This window comes from Amycolatopsis sp. 505, from assembly GCF_031625235.1.
Lineage (GTDB): Bacteria > Actinomycetota > Actinomycetes > Mycobacteriales > Pseudonocardiaceae > Amycolatopsis.
On record NZ_JACKQP010000015.1, the window covers coordinates 24386 to 41352 of the forward strand.

Sequence of the window (16967 nt, forward strand, 5' to 3'; positions counted from 1 at the left end):
ACCGACATCTAACATGTTAGATGTGAGTCTCTCGAAGGTCACCCGGCCACTCCTCCGCGACGAGGCCTACGACCGCATCCGCCGCGCGATCGTCGACGGCACCCTGCCGCCCGGTGCGCCGCTGCGCGACGGCGACCTCGCCGATCAGCTCGGGCTGTCGAAGGCGCCCGTGCGCGAGGCGCTGCGGCGGCTGACCGACGACGGCCTGGTCGACCAGAAGCCGCAGTCCTACACGCGGGTCTCCGAAGTGATGTCCCCCGACGTCCTCGACGCCCGCGAAATCGTCCGGCTGCTACACGAGTTCGCCGTCAGGCAAGCCGCGCCGCGGTGCCGTCCGGAAGACGTCGCCGCCATGCGCGCCGCCAACGACCGGTTCGCCGCGGCCATCGAAGCCGGGGACGTCAAAGCCGCCGTCCAGGCCGACGACGAACTGCACGACATCCCCGTCCGGCTGGCCGGCAACGCCGCCGTCGCCGCGACGCTCGACCGCTACACCCCGCTGCTGCGCCGCCTCGAGCACGCCCGGTTCAGCTCCGCGCTCGCCTGGAACTCCGTCGAGCGCCACACGAAGCTCATCGACGCGCTCGAGCAGCACGACACCGCCACCGCCGTCGCGGTGATCTCGACCATCTGGACCGAACTGCTGGAGGACCGATGACCCTCGCCGACTTCCCGCGCTACCCCCTGCTCTTCGGCCCCTCGCCGGTGCACCCCCTCGAACGCCTCACCGCCCACCTCGGCGGCGCCGGGGTCTGGGCCAAGCGCGAAGACGTCAACTCCGGCCTCGCGTTCGGCGGGAACAAGACCCGCAAGCTCGAGTACCTCGTCGCCGACGCGCTGGAGCAGGGCGCCGACACGCTCGTCTCCATCGGCGGCGTCCAGTCCAACCACACCCGCCAGGTCGCCGCCGCCGCGGCGCGGGCCGGGCTGAAGGCCGTTCTCGTCCAGGAAAGCTGGGTCGACTGGCACGACCCGCTCTACGACAAGGTCGGCAACATCCAGCTTTCGCGCATCCTCGGCGCGGACGTCCGGCTCGTCCAGGCCGGCTTCGGCATCGGGTTCAAGCAGGCGTGGGAGGACGCGGTCGCCGAAATCGAAGCGAACGGCGGGAAGCCGTACGCCATCCCGGCCGGCGCGTCGGACCACCGGCTCGGCGGCCTCGGCTTCGCGAACTGGATCGTGGAGCTCGAAAAGCAGGAGGAAGAGCTGGGCGTCTTCTTCGACACCGTGATCGTCTGCTCGGTCACCGGCAGCACCCAGGGCGGGATGATCGCCGGGACCACCATCGGGAAACACCGCAGGATCCTCGGCATCGACGCGTCCGCCAAGCCGGACGAGACCCGCGAACAGGTCACGCGCATCGCGCGCAACACCGCCGCGCTGCTCGGCTCCGGGGAGATCCCCGACGTCGAGCTCGACGACCGCTACCACGCCGGGATCTACGGCATCCCCGACAAATCCACTGTGGACGCCATCGAAACGTGCGCCCGCCTGGAGGGCATGATCACCGACCCCGTCTACGAGGGCAAGTCGATGGCCGGGCTGATCGACCTCGTCGGGACCGGCGAGATCTCCCGCGAATCGACCGTCCTCTACGCCCACCTCGGCGGGCAGCCGGCCCTGAACGGCTACACGAGCGTCCTGGGCTGACCGCCCGCCGGCGGCTCAGTCCAGCACGCAGAGCACGTCGATTTCGACGAGCAGCTCGCCCGGGAGCCCGACGTACACCGTCGTGCGGGCGGGCTGCGGCGCGTCGCCGATCAGCTCGTCGTACACCTCGTTGAACGGCGCGAAGTGCGCGGTGTCGGTCAGGTACACCCGGACCATGATCGCGTCCGCGAGGCTCGAACCCGCCTCCGCCAGCACGGCCTCGATGTTCTTGAACGTCTGCCGGGTCTGGCCCGCGACGTCGTCGCCGACGACCGCGTTCGTCGCCGGGTCGAACGCGACCTGGCCGGCGACCTGCAGCAGGTTCCCCTTGCGGACGGCCTGCGAGAACTTCGCCGGCGGCTTCGGCGCGTTCTCGGTGGAAACTGCCGTCTTGCTCATCAGTGCCCCTTTCCGTTCTCCGTCCATCCACTGTGGACGGAAGCTTCCCTGGTCGCGGCCCGCAGCTCGGGCACCAGCGCCAGCAGGCCTTCGTAGTCGAGCAGCACCTTCGGCACCGACATCGACGCGGCGGCCAGCACCTCGCCGCCGGTCCCCCGGACCGGCGCCGCGATGCAGTGGATGAAGTCCTCGTGTTCGGCGTTGTCGACCGCGTACCCGCGCTCGGCCACGCGCTCCAGCTCCGCCAGGTACTCCGCGGGCGTGGTGATCGTGTTCGGCGTCCGCACCGGGTACTCGATCGACCGCGCGATCTCCTCGCGGCGGGCCACCGGCATGGCCGCGACCAGCACCTTCCCCACCGCCGTGCAGTGCAGCGGCGCGCGCTTGCCGATGCGCGAGTACATCCGCACCGAGTGCCGTCCCTCGAACTTGTCGATGTAGACGACTTCGCCGTCCTCGTAGCTGGCCAGGTGCACGGTGTGCCCGGTGCGCGCGTTGAGGGCCGCCAGCGCCGGGTGGGCGCTGCGCCGGACGTCGAAGGAGTCCAGGGCCTGGTTGGCGAGGTCGAACATGGCACTGCCCAGCCGGTAGTGGCGGGCGCCTTCGCGGCGGACGAAGTGGTGCTGTTCGAGGGTGCGCAACAGCCGCAGCACCGTCGACTTGTGCACGCCGATCTCGTCGGCGAGGTCGTCGAGGGTCCGCGCGTCCTGCGCGATCGAGGTCAGCAACGTCAGCGCGCGGTCCAAGCTCTGACTCATGTCCGCACCACGCCCTCTCCGGTCAGCCGCGCCGAACGCCACTCGTCCGGGTCCGCGTGCAGCAGGGTATCCACGACCGCGGACGGCAGCGGCACGCCGACGTCGTCGTGGGTGAGCAGGGTGACGGCGGCCTGCAGGTGCCCCTGCCGCAGCCGCTCCAGCGGGGTGGCGCCGCGCAGGGTCGCGGCGAGGAAGCCGGCGGCGAACGCGTCGCCGGCACCGACCGGCTCGACGACGTCGACCTTCAGCGCGGGCGCGAACAGGGGCTCCCCCTCGACCAGCGTCGCGCCGCGTTCGCCGTGCTTGACGACGAGCGTGCGCGGCTGCGGCAGCAGGGCCCGCAGCTCGGCCGGGTCGCCGGTCCCCCACACCCGCTGGGCCTCGTCGTCGCCGGTCAGGACGATGTCCGCCTGAGCGGCCAGTTCGGCGAGCAGCCCGGGGTCGCGGCCGGTCCAGAGCGCCGGCCGCAGGTTGACGTCGAAAGAGATCAGCCGGTCGCCGCGGGGCAGCTCCAGCAGGGCGCGCACCAGCGCCAGGCAGCTGTCCGACAGCGCCGGCGTGATGCCCGACAGGTGCAGCACGCGGACGCCGTCGAGATCGAGCCGGTCCAGTAGCGACGGGCCCATCCCGGACGCGGCCGAGCCCGCCCGGTAGTAGCGCACCGGACTGCCGCCGGCGCCGCTTTCCTTGACGTAGAGCCCGGTCGGGCGGGCCGGGTCGACCACGCACGCGCTGACGTCGACGCCGTGGGACGCGACCTCGCGCAGCATCGCCCGGCCGAACGGGTCGTCCCCGACGGCGCTCACCCAGCCGCTGCGGATCCCCAGCGTCGGCAGGTTGCAGGCCACGTTCGATTCGGCGCCGCCGATGGTGCGCACCCAGCGCTTCACCTCGTCCGGCGGGCCGGGTTCGGCGGGCACGAACAGCGCCATCGTCTCGCCCACGCACAACACCTCGGGCCCGCTCGTCACTTTCCGTCTCCCTGCCCTTCACCCCGTTGACCTGTGGCGACCCGGATGCTACACCTAGGGCACTCAAAATGCGCAACAGTCGTTGCAACATACGCAACAGAGGTCGCCGCCGATGAATGCACCCGCCGCTCTCACCCTGAACGCCGCCGCGCTCGACACGCTCCGCCGGGAGCGGATCGACTGGCGCTTCCGCTCGGCCGCCCCCGCCCTGACCGGGCTCACCTTGGAAGAAGCCGCGGACCGCAGGCTGAACCTGTTTACCGACGGGTTCTTCGCCCCCTTCGTCGTCCTCGACGACGAAGCACTCGAACACAACCTCCGGACGATGGCCGCGTGGTGCGCCGCGCGGGGCGTGGTGCTCGCGCCACACGGCAAGACGACCATGGCACCCCAGCTCTTCGCGCGCCAGGCGGAGCACGGCGCCTGGGGCGTGACCTGCGCGAACGCCGGTCACCTCCGGATCTACCGCACCTTCGGGGTGTCCCGGATCCTGCTGGCCAACCAGCTCCTCGACCGGGCCGGCCTGCGCTGGCTGGCCGCCGAACTGGCGGCCGACCCGGACTTCGAATTCCTCTGCTGGGTCGACTCGGTCCGCGGCGTCGAGCTGATGACCGCGGCCCTCGAAGGCGCCGAGCGCCCCGTGGACGTGCTGGTCGAACTCGGCGCCGACGGCGGCCGCACCGGCGTCCGCGACACCGCGACCGCGCTGGCGGTCGCCGAAGCCGTCCAGGCGAGCCCGGTGCTGCGGCTGCGCGGCACCGGTGGCTACGAGGGCGCGCTGTCGCACGGCACCGACGAAGCCGCGCTGGCCAAGATCAGCTCCTATGTGGATGGTCTGCGCGACCTGGCGATCTCGTTCGCCGGCAAGGGACTCCTCGACGGGCAGATCATCGTCACCGCCGGCGGCAGCGCCTACTTCGACCAGGTCGCGAACGAGCTGACGAAGCCGTGGCCGGACGGCCTCGACGTGCTGCCGGTGCTGCGCAGCGGCGCCTATCTGACCCACGACGACGGCTTCTACCGCGAAATCTCCCCGCTGGGCGACCACCCGCGCATCGACGGCGTCGACTCGTTCCGGCCGGCGCTGCGGGCGTGGGCGCAGGTGACGTCGAAGCCGTCGGACGAGCTCGCGCTGCTCACCATCGGCAAACGCGACGCGTCCTTCGACGAAGGCCTGCCCGAGCCGCAGCTGCGCCGGACCCCGGACGGGCCCGCGGAGCCCCTCGACGGCCACGTCGTCACGAAGCTGAACGACCAGCACGCCTTCCTCGCGCTGCCGCCGGGGTCGCCGGTCGAGGTCGGTGACTGGATCGGGCTCGGGTTGTCCCACCCGTGCACGGTGTTCGACAAGTGGCCGCTGCTGCCGGTGACCGCGGCCGACGGCGAGACCGTCGTCGACTACGTCCGGACGTGGTTCTGATGGACGTCGTCGTCAGGAACGCCCTGGTCGCCGACGGCACCGGCGGGCCGCTCGCCCGCCACGACGTCGGCATCGACGGCGGGAAGATCGCGGACGTCGCCGACCCGGGCGCGCTGACCGGCGGCCGGACCATCGACGCCGACGGCCTGGTGCTGGCGCCCGGGTTCATCGACATGCATTCGCACTCCGACCTGCAGCTGCTGGCCAACCCGGAGCACCCGGCGAAGATCACCCAGGGCGTCACGACCGAGGTACTCGGCCAGGACGGGCTGTCGTACGCGCCGGTCGACGACGTCGTGCTCGAAGCGCTGCGACAGCAGCTCGCGGGCTGGAACGACGACCCGGCGGGGTTCGACTGGAACTGGCGCTCGGTCGGCGAGTACCTCGACCGCCTCGACCGGGGCATCGCCGTCAACGCGGCCTACCTGGTGCCGCAGGGCACGGTCCGGATGCTCGCCGTCGGCTGGGACGACCGGCCCGCCACGGATGCCGAGCTGGACCGGATGAAGGACCTGGTCGCGACCGGCTTGGCCGAGGGTGCGATGGGGATGTCGTCCGGTCTCACCTACACGCCGGGGATGTACGCGGAGACGAGCGAGCTGGTCGAGCTGTGCCGGGTGGTCGGTGAGCTGGGCGGGTTCTACAGCCCGCACCACCGCAGCTACGGCAAGGGCGCGCTGGAGGCGTTCGCCGAGATGATCGACGTCTCGCGTCGCTCGGGCTGTCCGCTGCACCTGGCCCACGCGACGATGAACTTCTCGGTCAACAAGGGCAAGGCGCCCGACCTGCTGAAGCTGCTGGACGACGCTCTCGACGACGGCTGCGACATCTCCCTCGACACCTATCCCTACCTGCCGGGCGCGACCTACCTTTCGGCGCTGCTGCCGAGCTGGGCCACCGAAGGCGGCCTCGACGCCACCCTCGCCCGGCTGTCCGATGTGGACGAGCGCGAGCGGATCCGCGCCGAGATCGAAGAGTCCGGTTCGGACGGTGCGCACGGTGTCCCGATCGACTGGGACGCCATCGAGATCAACGGCGTCCGCAACGGGCACAACGCCCACCTCGTCGGGCACAGCGTCGCCGCGTCGGCGCGCACGCAAGGCACGGAACCGGCGAAGCTGTACTTCGACACGCTGCTCGACGAACGGCTCGGGACGTCGTGCCTGATGCACGTCGGGCACGAGGAGAACGTCCAGGCCATCATGCGGCACTCCACGCACACCGGCGGCAGCGACGGGCTGCTCGTCGGCGCCCGGCCGCACCCGCGCGCGTGGGGCACGTTCCCGCGCTACCTGGCCCGGTACGTCCGCGAGCTGGGCGTGCTGGACCTCGCCGAGTGCGTCGCCCACCTGACCGGGCGGGCCGCGCGGCGGCTGCGGCTGACCGACCGCGGGCTGGTCCGCGCCGGGTACGCCGCCGACCTGGTGCTGTTCGACCCGGAAACGATCGCCGACACCGCCACCTTCGAGGACCCGCGGCAAGCCGCCGCCGGCCTCACCCACGTCTTCGTCAACGGCGTCGCCGCCCTCGACGACGGAACCCCCACCGGCGCCCTCGCCGGCCACTCCCTGCGCAACCCCCGGAGAGCCCGATGATCCACTGGCTGCAACACACCACGGGCGGGCTGCTGACGCTCGCCGCCGTCTCGATCGCCGTCCTGCTGGTGCTGATCATCAAGCTCAAGCTGGAACCGTTCATCGCGCTGATCGTCGTCGGCCTGCTGACCGCGCTGGCCGCCGGCCTGCCGGTCGGGACGATCGTCGGCTCGGCCCAGAAGGCGTCGGACTCGCTGCTGGAAAAGGGGTTCGGCAGCATCCTCGGGCACATCACGGCGATCATCGGTCTCGGCACGATCCTCGGGTCGATCCTGGAACGCTCGGGTGGCGCGAAGGTGCTCACCGGCGCGCTGCTGCGATCGTTCGGTGAGAAGCGGGCGCCGCTGGCCATGGGGGTCGCCGGGTTCGTCTTCGGCATCCCGGTGTTCTTCGACATCGGCATCTTCGTGCTGGCCCCGCTGGTCTACGTCGCCGCGCGGCAGGGCGGCAAGTCGCTGGTGCTCTACGCGATGCCGCTGCTGGCCGGCCTGTCGATCACGCACGCCTTCCTGCCGCCGCACCCCGGCCCGGTGGCCGCGGCCGGGCTGCTGCACGTCGAGCTCGGCTGGATCATCCTGATGGGCCTGGCCTGCGGGATCCCGGCGTTCCTCATCGGCGGCGTGCTGTACTCGACGTGGATCGGCAAGCGCATCACCGTCGACGTGCCCGAGGACATGGTCTTCGCCGAGGAGGAAGGCGAGCGCGAGGAGAACCCGCCGTCGCTGGGCCTGGTCGCGGCCATCATCGCGGTGCCGCTGGTGCTGATCCTGGCCGGCACGTTCGGCAGCATCTGGCTGCCGAAGGGGTCCGCGCTCGCCGGCGTCGCCGCGTTCATCGGCACCCCGGCCGTCGCCTTGACCGTCGCCGTCCTGCTCGCGTCCTGGCTGCTCGGCCTGCGGCGCGGGTTCACCGGCAAGGACCTCAACGAGCTGGCCGCGAAGTCGCTGCGGCCGGTGGCGATGATCCTGCTGGTCGTCGGCGCGGGCGCGTTCTTCGGCGCGGTGCTCTCGGCGACCGGGATCGGCAAGGCCGTGGCCGACTCCCTGCACGACGCCGGCCTGCCGGTGCTGCTCGCGGCGTACGTGATCAGCTGCGGCATGCGGATCGCGCAGGGTTCGGCGACCGTCGCCATCGTGACCACGAGCGGGATCATCGCGCCGACCGTGGCCCAACTCGGCTACACGCAGATCCAGCTGGCGCTGCTCGTGATGGCGATTTCGGCCGGCTCGATCATCGCCTCGCACGTCAACGACGGCGGCTTCTGGATCGTTTCGCGGTACTTCAACCTGACCGTGCCGCAGACGATCAAGTCCTGGACCGCGCTGGAGACCGTGCTTTCCCTTTCGGGTTTCGGGGTTTCGGCATTGCTCATGGCCGTGGTCTAGACCATACTGGAGCCCGTCACCGCCGAAACCCGTTGGGAGACAAAGACGATGACCGGACTTTCCCGCCGCACGTTCCTCGGCGCCGCGGCCGGCGCGGGGGCCGCCACCGTCCTGGGCAGCCAGCTCGCTTCGGCGGCCACCACGTCGAAAGGCTGCTTCGCCGGAGGAACCGTGTACATCGGCAGTTACACCAGCGGGGCGAACGGGCACGGGCTCGACGTCACGACCCGGTCCGGCGCCACGCTGAACCCCGTCCGCACGGTGCCCGGCATCACCGACGCCTCCTGGTTCGACCGCAGCGCCGACGGCAAGACGCTGTACGTCACCAACGAAGGTGACCCGAACGGGTCCGTCTCGGCGCTGAACATCGCCGACCCCGCGAACCCGAGGCTGCTCAACAAGGTTTCGTCGAAGGGCGGCGCGCCGACGCACCTGAGCGTGCATTCGAGCGGGAAGTACGTGCTGGCGGCGAACTACAGCTCCGGCAGCGTGGTCGTGCTGCCGATCCTGGCCGGCGGCAAGCTCGGCGCGGCCACCGACCTGGTGACCCACCACGCCGACGCCGGCCAGGCGCACGCCCACCAGGTCGTGAACGACCCGACCGGGCGCTGGGTGCTTTCCGTGGACCTCGGCGCCGACTCGGTCTACGTCTACGGCTTCGCCGCCGGGAAGCTTTCGCTGCACCAGCAGCTGAAGCTGCCCGCCGGCGCCGGGCCGCGGCACCTCGCGTTCGACCACACCGGGAAGTTCGCCTACATCCTCCAGGAACTGCGGGCGGAGGTGACGGTGGCGAGCTGGGACGCGGCCACCGGCACGCTGAAGGCGCTCTCGGTGGTCCCGGCCGTACCCGCCGGGAGCACCGGCGAGCTGTACCCGGGCGAACTCATCCTGTCGCGGGACGGGAAGTTCGCCTACGCCACCGTCCGCGGCCCCAACACGCTGGCCACCTTCGCCGTTTCCGGCGCCACGCTGAAGCTGGTGTCCACGGTGCCCACCGGCGGCAACTGGCCGCGGCACGTGGCCCTCGACCCGTCCGAAAGCTGGTTCTACGTCTCGAACCAGCGCTCCGGCACGGTCACCTGGCTGCCGCGCGACCCGGCCACCGGCCTGCCCGGCGCGGTCGCCGGACAGCTCGCCGTCGGCAGCGTCAACTCCGTCTACTTCGCCTCGTGAGGTTCACCATGAGACTGCGTCGCACCCTGCCCCTCGTCGCCGGGCTGGCCCTCCTGGCCGGCTGTGCGCCCACCCAGTCCGCCCCCGCGGGCGGCGGCGGGGACGACAAGACCGGCACCGTCCGCGTCTGGCTGTTCGACGAGGCCAACCGCGCGCCGAAGGAGGCCGCGGTCAAGGACGCCATCACCGAGTTCAAGGCCGCTCACTCCGGCGTCGAGGTCGACGTCCAGTGGGTGCCGGTCGAGGGCCGCGCCGACAAGTTCTCCGGCGCCTTCAACGACCCGGCCAACGCCCCGGACGTCGCCGAGTTCGGCAACACCGACGTCTCCAGCTACGCCGCCACCGGGGCGCTGGCGGACCTGACCGGCGACCTCGCGGCGTGGCCCGAGGCCAAGGACCTCATCCCGACCGTGCTGGACACCGCCAAGTCCGGCGGCCAGACCTACGGCCTGCCCTGGTACACCGGGATCCGGGCGCTCTACTACCGCACCGACGTCTTCACCGAGCTGGGCCTGAAGCCGCCGGCCACGCTGGCCGAGCTGACCGACACCGCCCGCCGGATCCGCGCGGCCAAGCCGGACCTCTACGGCATCGCCGTCGGCGGCAAGTACACGTACGCGATGCTGCCCTTCCTCTGGGCCAACGGCGGCGAACTGGCGCAGGAACAGGGCGGCAAGTGGACCTCGGCGGTCACCGGTGAGCAGGCCAAGGCCGGTGTCACGCAGTACGCGAGCCTGCTCAAGGACGACATCTGCCCGCCCGCGCAGTGCGCGAACCTGACCGGCACGCAGAGCGTCACGGCGTTCGCCGGCGGCAAGGCCGGGATGACGATCGGCGGTGACTTCAACCGCAAGGCCGTCGAGCAGGGCGCGGTGAAGGGCAAGTACGCGGTCGTTCCGATCCCGGGCACGACCGCGGGCAGCACCGCGCCCGCGTTCGCCGGCGGCAACCTGCTGGGCGTGTTCAAGGCGAGCAAGCACCGCAGCCTGGCGTTGGAGTTCGTCGAGCTGCTCGGCGGCGCGAAGTACCAGGAGAAGATGTACACGGCGATGGGCAACCTGCCGACGCTGAGCACCGTGCAGCAGAAGCTCGCGGCGAACGATCCCTTCCTCAAGCCGTTCGTCGACACGCTGAAGGCGGGTACGAAGTTCGTCCCGGCGACGCCGGCGTGGTCGAAGATCGACAGCCAGAACGTGCTGCCGACGGCCGTGCAGCAGATCGCCACCGGCGGGAAGGACCCGGCGGCGGCCCTGGCCGACGCGGCCGCGGCGATGAACAAGGCCTTCGGCTAGTGGTGACGCTCCAGGACGCCCCTTCCGTCACGGCCCCCGCGCGGCGGCCGCGGCGGAAGGGGGACGGCCGGGCCGCCGCGCTCTACCTCGCCCCGGCGGGCATCCTGCTCGCCGCGCTGCTGGCCTACCCGATCTACCAGCTGGTCCTGATCTCGTTCTACGACTACGGCCAGCCGCAGGCCGCGGGCAACGCGCCGCTGGTGTTCCTCGGCTTCGCGAACTACGCGGACCTCCTGTCCCAGGCGCAGTTCTGGACCGTGCTCGGCAAGACGGTCGGGTTCGCCGCGGCCTGCGTCGTCGGCTCGCTCGTCGTCGGCACCGGGCTCGCGGTGCTGGCCTCGCGGGTGCGTTCGCTGCCCCGGATGCTGCTGTTCCTGGCCGCGCTGGGCGCGTGGTCGACGCCGGCGATCGCGGGCTCCTACGTCTGGCTGTTCCTCTTCGACACCGACTTCGGGCTGGTCAACGAGGTGCTGTCCGGCTTGGGGCTGCCGTTCGAGCACCACTCGTGGACGTTCGGCACGCTCGGCGCGTTCGGGCTGGTCGCGGCCGAGGTGATCTGGTGCTCGTTCCCGTTCGTGCTGGTCACGATGTACGCCGGGATCAAGGGCGTGCCGGACGAGGTGCTCGAAGCGGCGTCGCTCGACGGCGCGTCGGCCTGGCGCACGACGTGGACGATCGTGCTGCCGATGGTGCGGCCGCTGCTGATGATCGCGACCGTCCAGTCGATCATCTGGGACTTCAAGGTGTTCACCCAGATCTACGTGATGACCAACGGTGGCGGCGTGGCCGGGCGGAACCTCGTGCTCAACGTGTATGCCTACCAACAGGCCTTCGCCGGGCAGGAGTACGGCCTCGGCTCGGCGATCGGAGTCGTGATGACGCTGTTGCTGCTGTCGGTGACCGGGCTGTACGTCCGGTCGCAGCGCCGGAGCGCGGCATGGCTGTGAAGCGTCCCGGGCGTCTGATCGCCGAAGTCGTCACGGTCGTGATCGCCGGGATCGTGGCGTTCCCGCTGTACTGGATGCTGCTGTCGGCCCTGAAGCCCGCAGGCGAAATCCAGTCGGCGTCACCGAAGCCGTGGACGTTCAGCCCCTCGTTCGACAGCTTCTCGCGCGTGCTGACCGTTTCGGGGTTCGGACGGTACTTCGTCAACAGCCTGCTCGTGGCCTTGGTCGTCGTGGTTCTGTCGCTGCTGCTGTCGTTCCTCTCGGCCGTGGCGCTGACGCGGTTTTCCTTCAAGGGGCGGACCGTGCTCCTGTTGATGACGCTGGTCGCGCAGATGGTGCCGGTGGAGGCGCTGACCATCCCGCTGTTCTTCCTGATGCGGTCCCTCGGTGGGGCCGTACCGGCGCTGGGTCTCAACGAGCTGGGGTCGCTGGTGCTGGTGCACCTGGCGTTCAGCCTGCCGTTCGCGATCTGGATGCTGCGCGGGTTCGTCGCCGCGGTGCCGGTGGAGCTCGAAGAGGCCGCGAAGCTCGACGGCGCGTCGCGGATGCGGTTCACCTGGCAGATCCTGTTCCCGCTGGTGGCGCCCGGGCTGGTCGCGGTCAGCGTGCTGGCGTTCATCCACGCGTGGAACGACTTCCTGTTCGCCAAGACGTTCATCGTGTCCAAGACCGAGAACCAGACGCTGCCGCAGGCGATTCTCGTGTTCTTCAAGCCGGAGGACACGGACTGGGGCGCGGTGATGGCGTCCTCGACGCTGATGACGATCCCGGTGCTGGTGTTCTTCGTCCTCGTCCAACGACGGCTGGTGTCCGGCATGGCCGGCGCCGTGAAGGGCTGACATGGCTTTCGACACCCTGCTCCCCCGGCCGGTCTCGGTCACACCTCTGCCCGGCTCGTGCCCGTGGCCGTCCACTGTGGACGTCCGATCCGCTTCCCTGCCGCCCGAGGGGTACCGGCTTTCCCTCTCCCCTTCCGGCGTGGTTCTCGAGGTGGCTGATCCCGCCGGAGAGGTCTACGGGCGCGAGACGTTGCGGCAGCTGGCGGGGCCGTCGGCGTTCCGGGTGGCCGGGTTCGCGCCTTCGTCGTTGCCGTGCGGGGTCGTGGAGGACCATCCCCGCTTCGGGTGGCGCGGGTGCCTGCTCGACGTCGCCCGGCACTTCCGGACGAAGGCCGAGGTACTCCGGTTCGTCGACCTGCTGGCCGCGCACAAGCTGAACGTGCTGAACCTGCACCTCACCGACGACCAGGGCTGGCGCTTCGAGGTCCCGGCGTTCCCCCGGCTGACGTCGGTGGGCGGCTGGCGGCCGTCGTCGATGGTGGGCAGCGGCGGTGAGCAGGACGGCCGCCCGCACGGCGGGTTCTACACGGGCGACGACCTGCGGGAAATCGTGGCTTACGCGGCTTCCCGGGCCATTACGGTGGTCCCGGAGATCGACATCCCCGGGCATGCTCGGGCGGCTCTGGCGGCTTACCCTTCCCTGGGGACTTCGTCGTCCTACGAAGTCTGGGATTCCTGGGGCATCAGCACTTCGCTGCTTTCGCCGACGCCGTCCACTTCGGACTTCTTCCGGCAGGTGTTCGACCACCTGCTGGACATCTTCCCGTCCCCGGTGATCGCCCTGGGCGGCGACGAGACGCCGGGAGCGACCGACGAGCACCGCGCGTTCGTCCGGCAGCTGGCCGCGCACCTGGTGTCCCGCGGCCGCACACCGATGGGCTGGGACGAGGTCCTCGACATCGACGGCCTCCCCCCGATGGTGATCGGCTCGTGGCGCAACGAGGAAGCGGGCCGGCGCGCGGCCGCGCTCGGGCACGACGTGGTGATGTGCCCGGAGCAGCACGTGTACCTGGACCACCGGCAGTCGGCGGACCCCTCCGAGCCGATCCCGGTCGGCTGGGTCCACACGCTGGAGGACGTGTACGGGTACTCGCCCGCGTTGGAGGGCCCGCGGCTGCGCGGGGTGCAGGCGCAGGTGTGGAGCGAGCACCTGGACAGCGTGCGGCGGGTGGACTACATGGCCTTTCCGCGGCTGTCGGCGTTTGCCGAGGTGGCTTGGAGTTCCGGGCCGCGGGACTACGCGGAGTTCCTGCCGCGGTTGCGGGACCACCACCTGCCGCGGCTGGACGCGCTCGGTGTGGAGTACCGGCCGTTGGACGGGCCGCACCCGTGGCAGCTGCGGCCGGGCGTGCCGGGCCGGCCGCGCTAGCCGTTCCACAACGCGGCCCACTGCGCCGGGGTGAGATCACGCGGCAGGGCCGATGGCGGGACGCCCGCGGCCTTCAGGATGGCGCGCCACGGTCCCGGGGCCACGTCCGCGAGGATGCGCTCGATCCCGCGGCCGCGGCCGGTGAAGACGTTGCGCACGAAGTGTTCGTAGCCGGCCCGTTCGGCCGGGTCGACGAGCGGTGCACGCCGCCGGGAAACGGTGAGGAGCCCGCCGTCGACGCTCGGTTTCGGCCGGAACCCGCCGGCCGGGACGCGTGCGTGCAGGGTGAAGCCGAACCAGGGCGCGGCCTGGGCGGTCAGCATGGTCCGGCCGCCGACGCCGGCGCGTTTGCGCGCCACCTCCCACTGCGTGAGGAGGACGGCCTCGGCCCAGTCACCGGCGGTGAAGGCGCCGCAGGATCGGCGTGGTGAGGTGGAACGGCAGGTTGCCGACGACGACCGGCCGGTCCAGCGGGATCCGCAGGGCATCGCCGTGGACCACGGACACCGAAGGAAGGTGTCGGCGGAGCCGGCGCACGCGGTGCTCGTCGAGGTCGACGGCCCGGACGTCACGCCCGAGCGTCGCGAGCCGCCGGGTGATCGCGCCGTCGCCGGCGCCGATCTCGAGGATCGGGCCTTCGGTTTCGCGGACGAGCCGGACGATCGTGTGGATGGTCGGGAGGTGGTGCAGGAAGTTCTGGCCGAGTTCGTGGCGGCCGCCGTGGACGGAGCGGGACAGGGGAGGCACTCCAGACTTGCGGAATGGAGCACCCGGGGGGTCGCTCGACCACCTCCGGGTGCCGGGGCATCCGGAAGTACGGCGCGATCGGATCTTCAGCGAGACGCGCCGTCAGGCGCGGCGGGCCGCTGAGCCTCACGCCCGCAGGCGGGCATCCACAAGGTTCCCATGGCCGCGGAGAGTACAAGCCGCCGGCGCCGCCGGGCGAGCGATTTACGGCGGCAGGGTCACGGTGGTCCGGCCGGCTCAGAGCCGGTGTTCCTGCGGCAGGTTCCGGCCCACCTGCAGATCGGAGCGCGCTTCGGATACCTCGCCGGCCCGAACGGCACGCGGACGCCCGAACCGGCACCCCGCCCAGGCCTGCCCCACCACCCCGATCCGAAGCCCAAACACGGCCGGTGGTGCCGGGTCAAGGCACGCTTTCCCGCCTTGACCCGGCACCACCGGCCGTAGTGACAATCGCGGCTTCGGGGTGGTGGGCACCGACCCGCACCTCCGGGCAGAGACCAACCGGCAAACCCGCTTCCACCACACAGCAACGACCGACTTCGCCGAAACTCCCACCCTCCCCGGGGGCGTGCCCATGTCCAGGCTATCGGCGGTCACCGACACATTCCGCCGGGCGCCGGTCAGCGGGCGGTGTTCTCCACAGCCACCAGTGAGTGTGGACAACTCACGGCAACAGCGTCACCGTGACCGACTTCGTCGGGCCCACGTTGCCCGCCGCGTCGATGGAACGGTACTCGATGCGGTGCTTGCCGTAGCCCGGCTTGCGGTCCGCGAACGGGGACACCGTCAACCCGCCCTCGCCCAGGTTTCCGTACGCCAGGCCGTCGATCTCCGTGCCGCGTGCCGTGAACGAGTACGGTGCCGCCGGGTCTGTCGGCCAGCCGTAGTACTTGTGCCAGCCGTCGCCGTCCACGCGGAACTCCGGCATTCCGTCCGGCGAGGCGAGCCGCATCGTGAACGAGCCGTGGTACTCCGCTCCCGGCGGGAACTCCGCTGTGGTGGCCGGCCCGGCCGCGTCCACCGTCCAGCTCAGCGTCGTGCCGCCGGTCGTCGCGGTGAGGGTGTGCGTGCCGCGGGAAAGGTCGAGTGCGTGGTCGGGGCCGGTGCCGGCGAAGCGGCCGTCCAGCATCCAGGCCACCGAGGGGATCGCGCCCGTCGGCTCGCCGGTTTCGACGTACACCACGTCGTGGCCGCCGACCGGCCGGGTCACGGGGGTCGAGGCCACCACCGCCGGGCCGCTCGCCGGCGGCGTGACCACCGACGTGTCGACCGTCCAGGTGCGTGTCGCGGACGGGCGGACCGCCGGGTCGCGGACGAACGGTGTCGGGTCGGTCACCGTTGCCGTCAGCACGTGGCGGCCGGGCCGTACGTGCGCGCGGCGCAGGTCGACCGCGTCCCGGCCCGGCAGCGCCACGCCGTCGAGGGTCCAGCGGATGTCGAGGCGGTGGCTCACCGGGTGCATCGGCCGCACCCAGACCACCCGGTCGGCGCCGATCGTGCCCGCCGGGGTGCCGCCGGCCAGCAACGGCACCTTCGCCGAAATCCGCTGCGTCATCCGCTCGCGGCCGACCTGGTCGAACGCGTAGCCGAGCGTCTTCATCATCGAGTGCCTGCTCGGCCGCCACACCCCGGTCTGGGTGTACAGCCCGCCCTCGAAGCGGCCGATCGTGCCGCCGGATTCGCCCGGTTCGCCGAGCCAGCGCCACCACTTCGCGTGCTGGGCGCGCATCTGCGGCTCGGTCAGCAGGGTGTGGTGCACCGAGTCCGGCTCGCCGCCCTCGTACGCGCCGCCCGGGACGTTGCGCGCGTAGTAGTCGTACTCGTCGTCGAGGCCGCCGAGCGAATGGCCGAGTTCGTGCGGCGAGATCAGCGCGGACAGCGCGTTGCCGCCGGACGCCGTCGCGTAGATGCCGCCCGCGCCGCCGTACGTGGTGCTGTTGCCCAGCGCGAGGATCTGGCGGTTCGCGCGGGTCGTGCCCGGCACGAGGTCGGCGTACCGCTGGGCCGCCTCGTCGTCGACGGTCAGCAGCCGCTGCACGCTCTGCGGGTTGCAGCCGCCCCAGAACCCCATGTCCAGCGGGGTGTCCCGGCGGGGCGCGTCGAGCCCGGGGTCACAGTCCACACCGGACTCCGGAGAGGCGATCGACACGGCGTAGACGTTGAAGTAGCTGCGGTAGGACTTGAACGGCTCGAGCGACCACAGGGTGCTGACGTGCCGTTCGACGTCGGCGAAGAACTTCGGCTGCTCGGCGGCGGTGTAGCCGTCCCCGAGGACGACGAGGTTGAACCGCTGCGCGACCGGCCCGGTGGCCTGGACCTCGGTGACGGTGGCCGCCGGCTCGGCGGCCTGGGCGGGGGCGGCGATCCCGGCGGTGAAAACCAGCGCTGCGACGAACCCGGTCCACTTTCGCATGGTCCCGGT

The 16967-nt window shown here is 71.3% G+C and carries 14 protein-coding genes and 1 pseudogene; 10 read left to right on the top strand and 5 right to left on the bottom strand.

What is annotated here, in order from left to right:
* Positions 1–13: 13 nt before the first annotated feature.
* Together H5965_RS41380 and H5965_RS41385 are read left to right on the top strand one after the other, a co-directional pair.
* A complete protein-coding gene (locus H5965_RS41380) occupies positions 14–658 on the top strand; it encodes a GntR family transcriptional regulator (RefSeq protein ID WP_310976582.1) in 645 nt (214 codons plus the stop codon).
* Entirely contained in the window at positions 655–1650 is a 996-nt protein-coding gene (locus H5965_RS41385) for a 1-aminocyclopropane-1-carboxylate deaminase (RefSeq protein ID WP_310976589.1), read from the top strand. The genes H5965_RS41380 and H5965_RS41385 overlap by 4 nt, the downstream gene beginning before the upstream one ends.
* Positions 1651–1665: 15 nt before the next feature.
* On the opposite strand, the gene H5965_RS41390 is transcribed toward H5965_RS41385, so the two are convergent.
* Genes H5965_RS41390 through H5965_RS41400 form a run of 3 tightly spaced genes read right to left on the bottom strand, consistent with a single transcriptional unit; the run spans position 1666 to position 3739 of the window.
* Positions 1666–2049, bottom strand: a complete 384-nt coding sequence (locus H5965_RS41390) for a RidA family protein (protein WP_310976596.1) — start codon at positions 2047–2049, stop codon at positions 1666–1668.
* The gene (locus H5965_RS41395; protein ID WP_310976598.1) at positions 2049–2807 is read right to left on the bottom strand and encodes an IclR family transcriptional regulator; all 759 of its coding nucleotides are present in this window, start codon (positions 2805–2807) and stop codon (positions 2049–2051) included. The genes H5965_RS41390 and H5965_RS41395 overlap by 1 nt, the downstream gene beginning before the upstream one ends.
* Positions 2804–3739 carry a sugar kinase gene (locus H5965_RS41400; RefSeq protein WP_396136995.1) on the bottom strand — a complete coding sequence of 312 codons (936 nt, stop codon included), beginning with the start codon at positions 3737–3739 and terminating at the stop codon, positions 2804–2806. The genes H5965_RS41395 and H5965_RS41400 overlap by 4 nt, the downstream gene beginning before the upstream one ends.
* A 151-nt stretch (positions 3740–3890) precedes the next feature.
* Between H5965_RS41400 and H5965_RS41405 the strand changes: the two genes are divergently transcribed.
* Genes H5965_RS41405 through H5965_RS41440 form a run of 8 tightly spaced genes read left to right on the top strand, consistent with a single transcriptional unit; the run spans position 3891 to position 13798 of the window.
* Positions 3891–5198 (top strand): amino acid deaminase, encoded by a 1308-nt coding sequence (locus H5965_RS41405; protein ID WP_310976602.1) that lies wholly within the window; start codon positions 3891–3893, stop codon positions 5196–5198.
* The gene (locus tag H5965_RS41410; protein WP_310976604.1) at positions 5198–6793 is read left to right on the top strand and encodes a D-aminoacylase; all 1596 of its coding nucleotides are present in this window, start codon (positions 5198–5200) and stop codon (positions 6791–6793) included. The genes H5965_RS41405 and H5965_RS41410 overlap by 1 nt, the downstream gene beginning before the upstream one ends.
* Positions 6790–8178, top strand: a complete 1389-nt coding sequence (locus H5965_RS41415; RefSeq protein WP_310976606.1) for a gluconate:H+ symporter — start codon at positions 6790–6792, stop codon at positions 8176–8178. Before H5965_RS41410 ends, H5965_RS41415 begins: the two co-directional genes overlap by 4 nt.
* A gap of 48 nt (positions 8179–8226) precedes the next feature.
* The gene (locus tag H5965_RS41420; RefSeq protein ID WP_310976608.1) at positions 8227–9351 is read left to right on the top strand and encodes a lactonase family protein; all 1125 of its coding nucleotides are present in this window, start codon (positions 8227–8229) and stop codon (positions 9349–9351) included.
* 8 nt (positions 9352–9359) lie between these two features.
* Positions 9360–10643, top strand: a complete 1284-nt coding sequence (locus H5965_RS41425) for an extracellular solute-binding protein (RefSeq protein ID WP_310976610.1) — start codon at positions 9360–9362, stop codon at positions 10641–10643.
* Complete coding sequence (locus H5965_RS41430) at positions 10643–11590, top strand: carbohydrate ABC transporter permease (RefSeq protein WP_396136992.1); 948 nt, start codon at positions 10643–10645, stop codon at positions 11588–11590. The genes H5965_RS41425 and H5965_RS41430 overlap by 1 nt, the downstream gene beginning before the upstream one ends.
* The gene (locus tag H5965_RS41435) at positions 11581–12429 is read left to right on the top strand and encodes a carbohydrate ABC transporter permease (protein WP_310976613.1); all 849 of its coding nucleotides are present in this window, start codon (positions 11581–11583) and stop codon (positions 12427–12429) included. Before H5965_RS41430 ends, H5965_RS41435 begins: the two co-directional genes overlap by 10 nt.
* Before the next feature lies 1 nt (position 12430).
* Positions 12431–13798: a beta-N-acetylhexosaminidase gene (locus H5965_RS41440; RefSeq protein ID WP_310976615.1), complete on the top strand. Its 1368-nt coding sequence runs from the start codon at positions 12431–12433 to the stop codon at positions 13796–13798.
* Here H5965_RS41440 and erm read toward each other — a convergent pair.
* Both erm and H5965_RS41455 read right to left on the bottom strand, forming a co-directional pair.
* Positions 13795–14536, bottom strand: a pseudogene (gene erm, locus H5965_RS46275) (23S ribosomal RNA methyltransferase Erm). The gene H5965_RS41440 and the pseudogene erm overlap by 4 nt on opposite strands.
* Before the next feature lie 673 nt (positions 14537–15209).
* Positions 15210–16958 (bottom strand): M64 family metallopeptidase, encoded by a 1749-nt coding sequence (locus H5965_RS41455; protein ID WP_310976619.1) that lies wholly within the window; start codon positions 16956–16958, stop codon positions 15210–15212.
* Between the last annotated feature and the right edge of the window lie 9 nt (positions 16959–16967).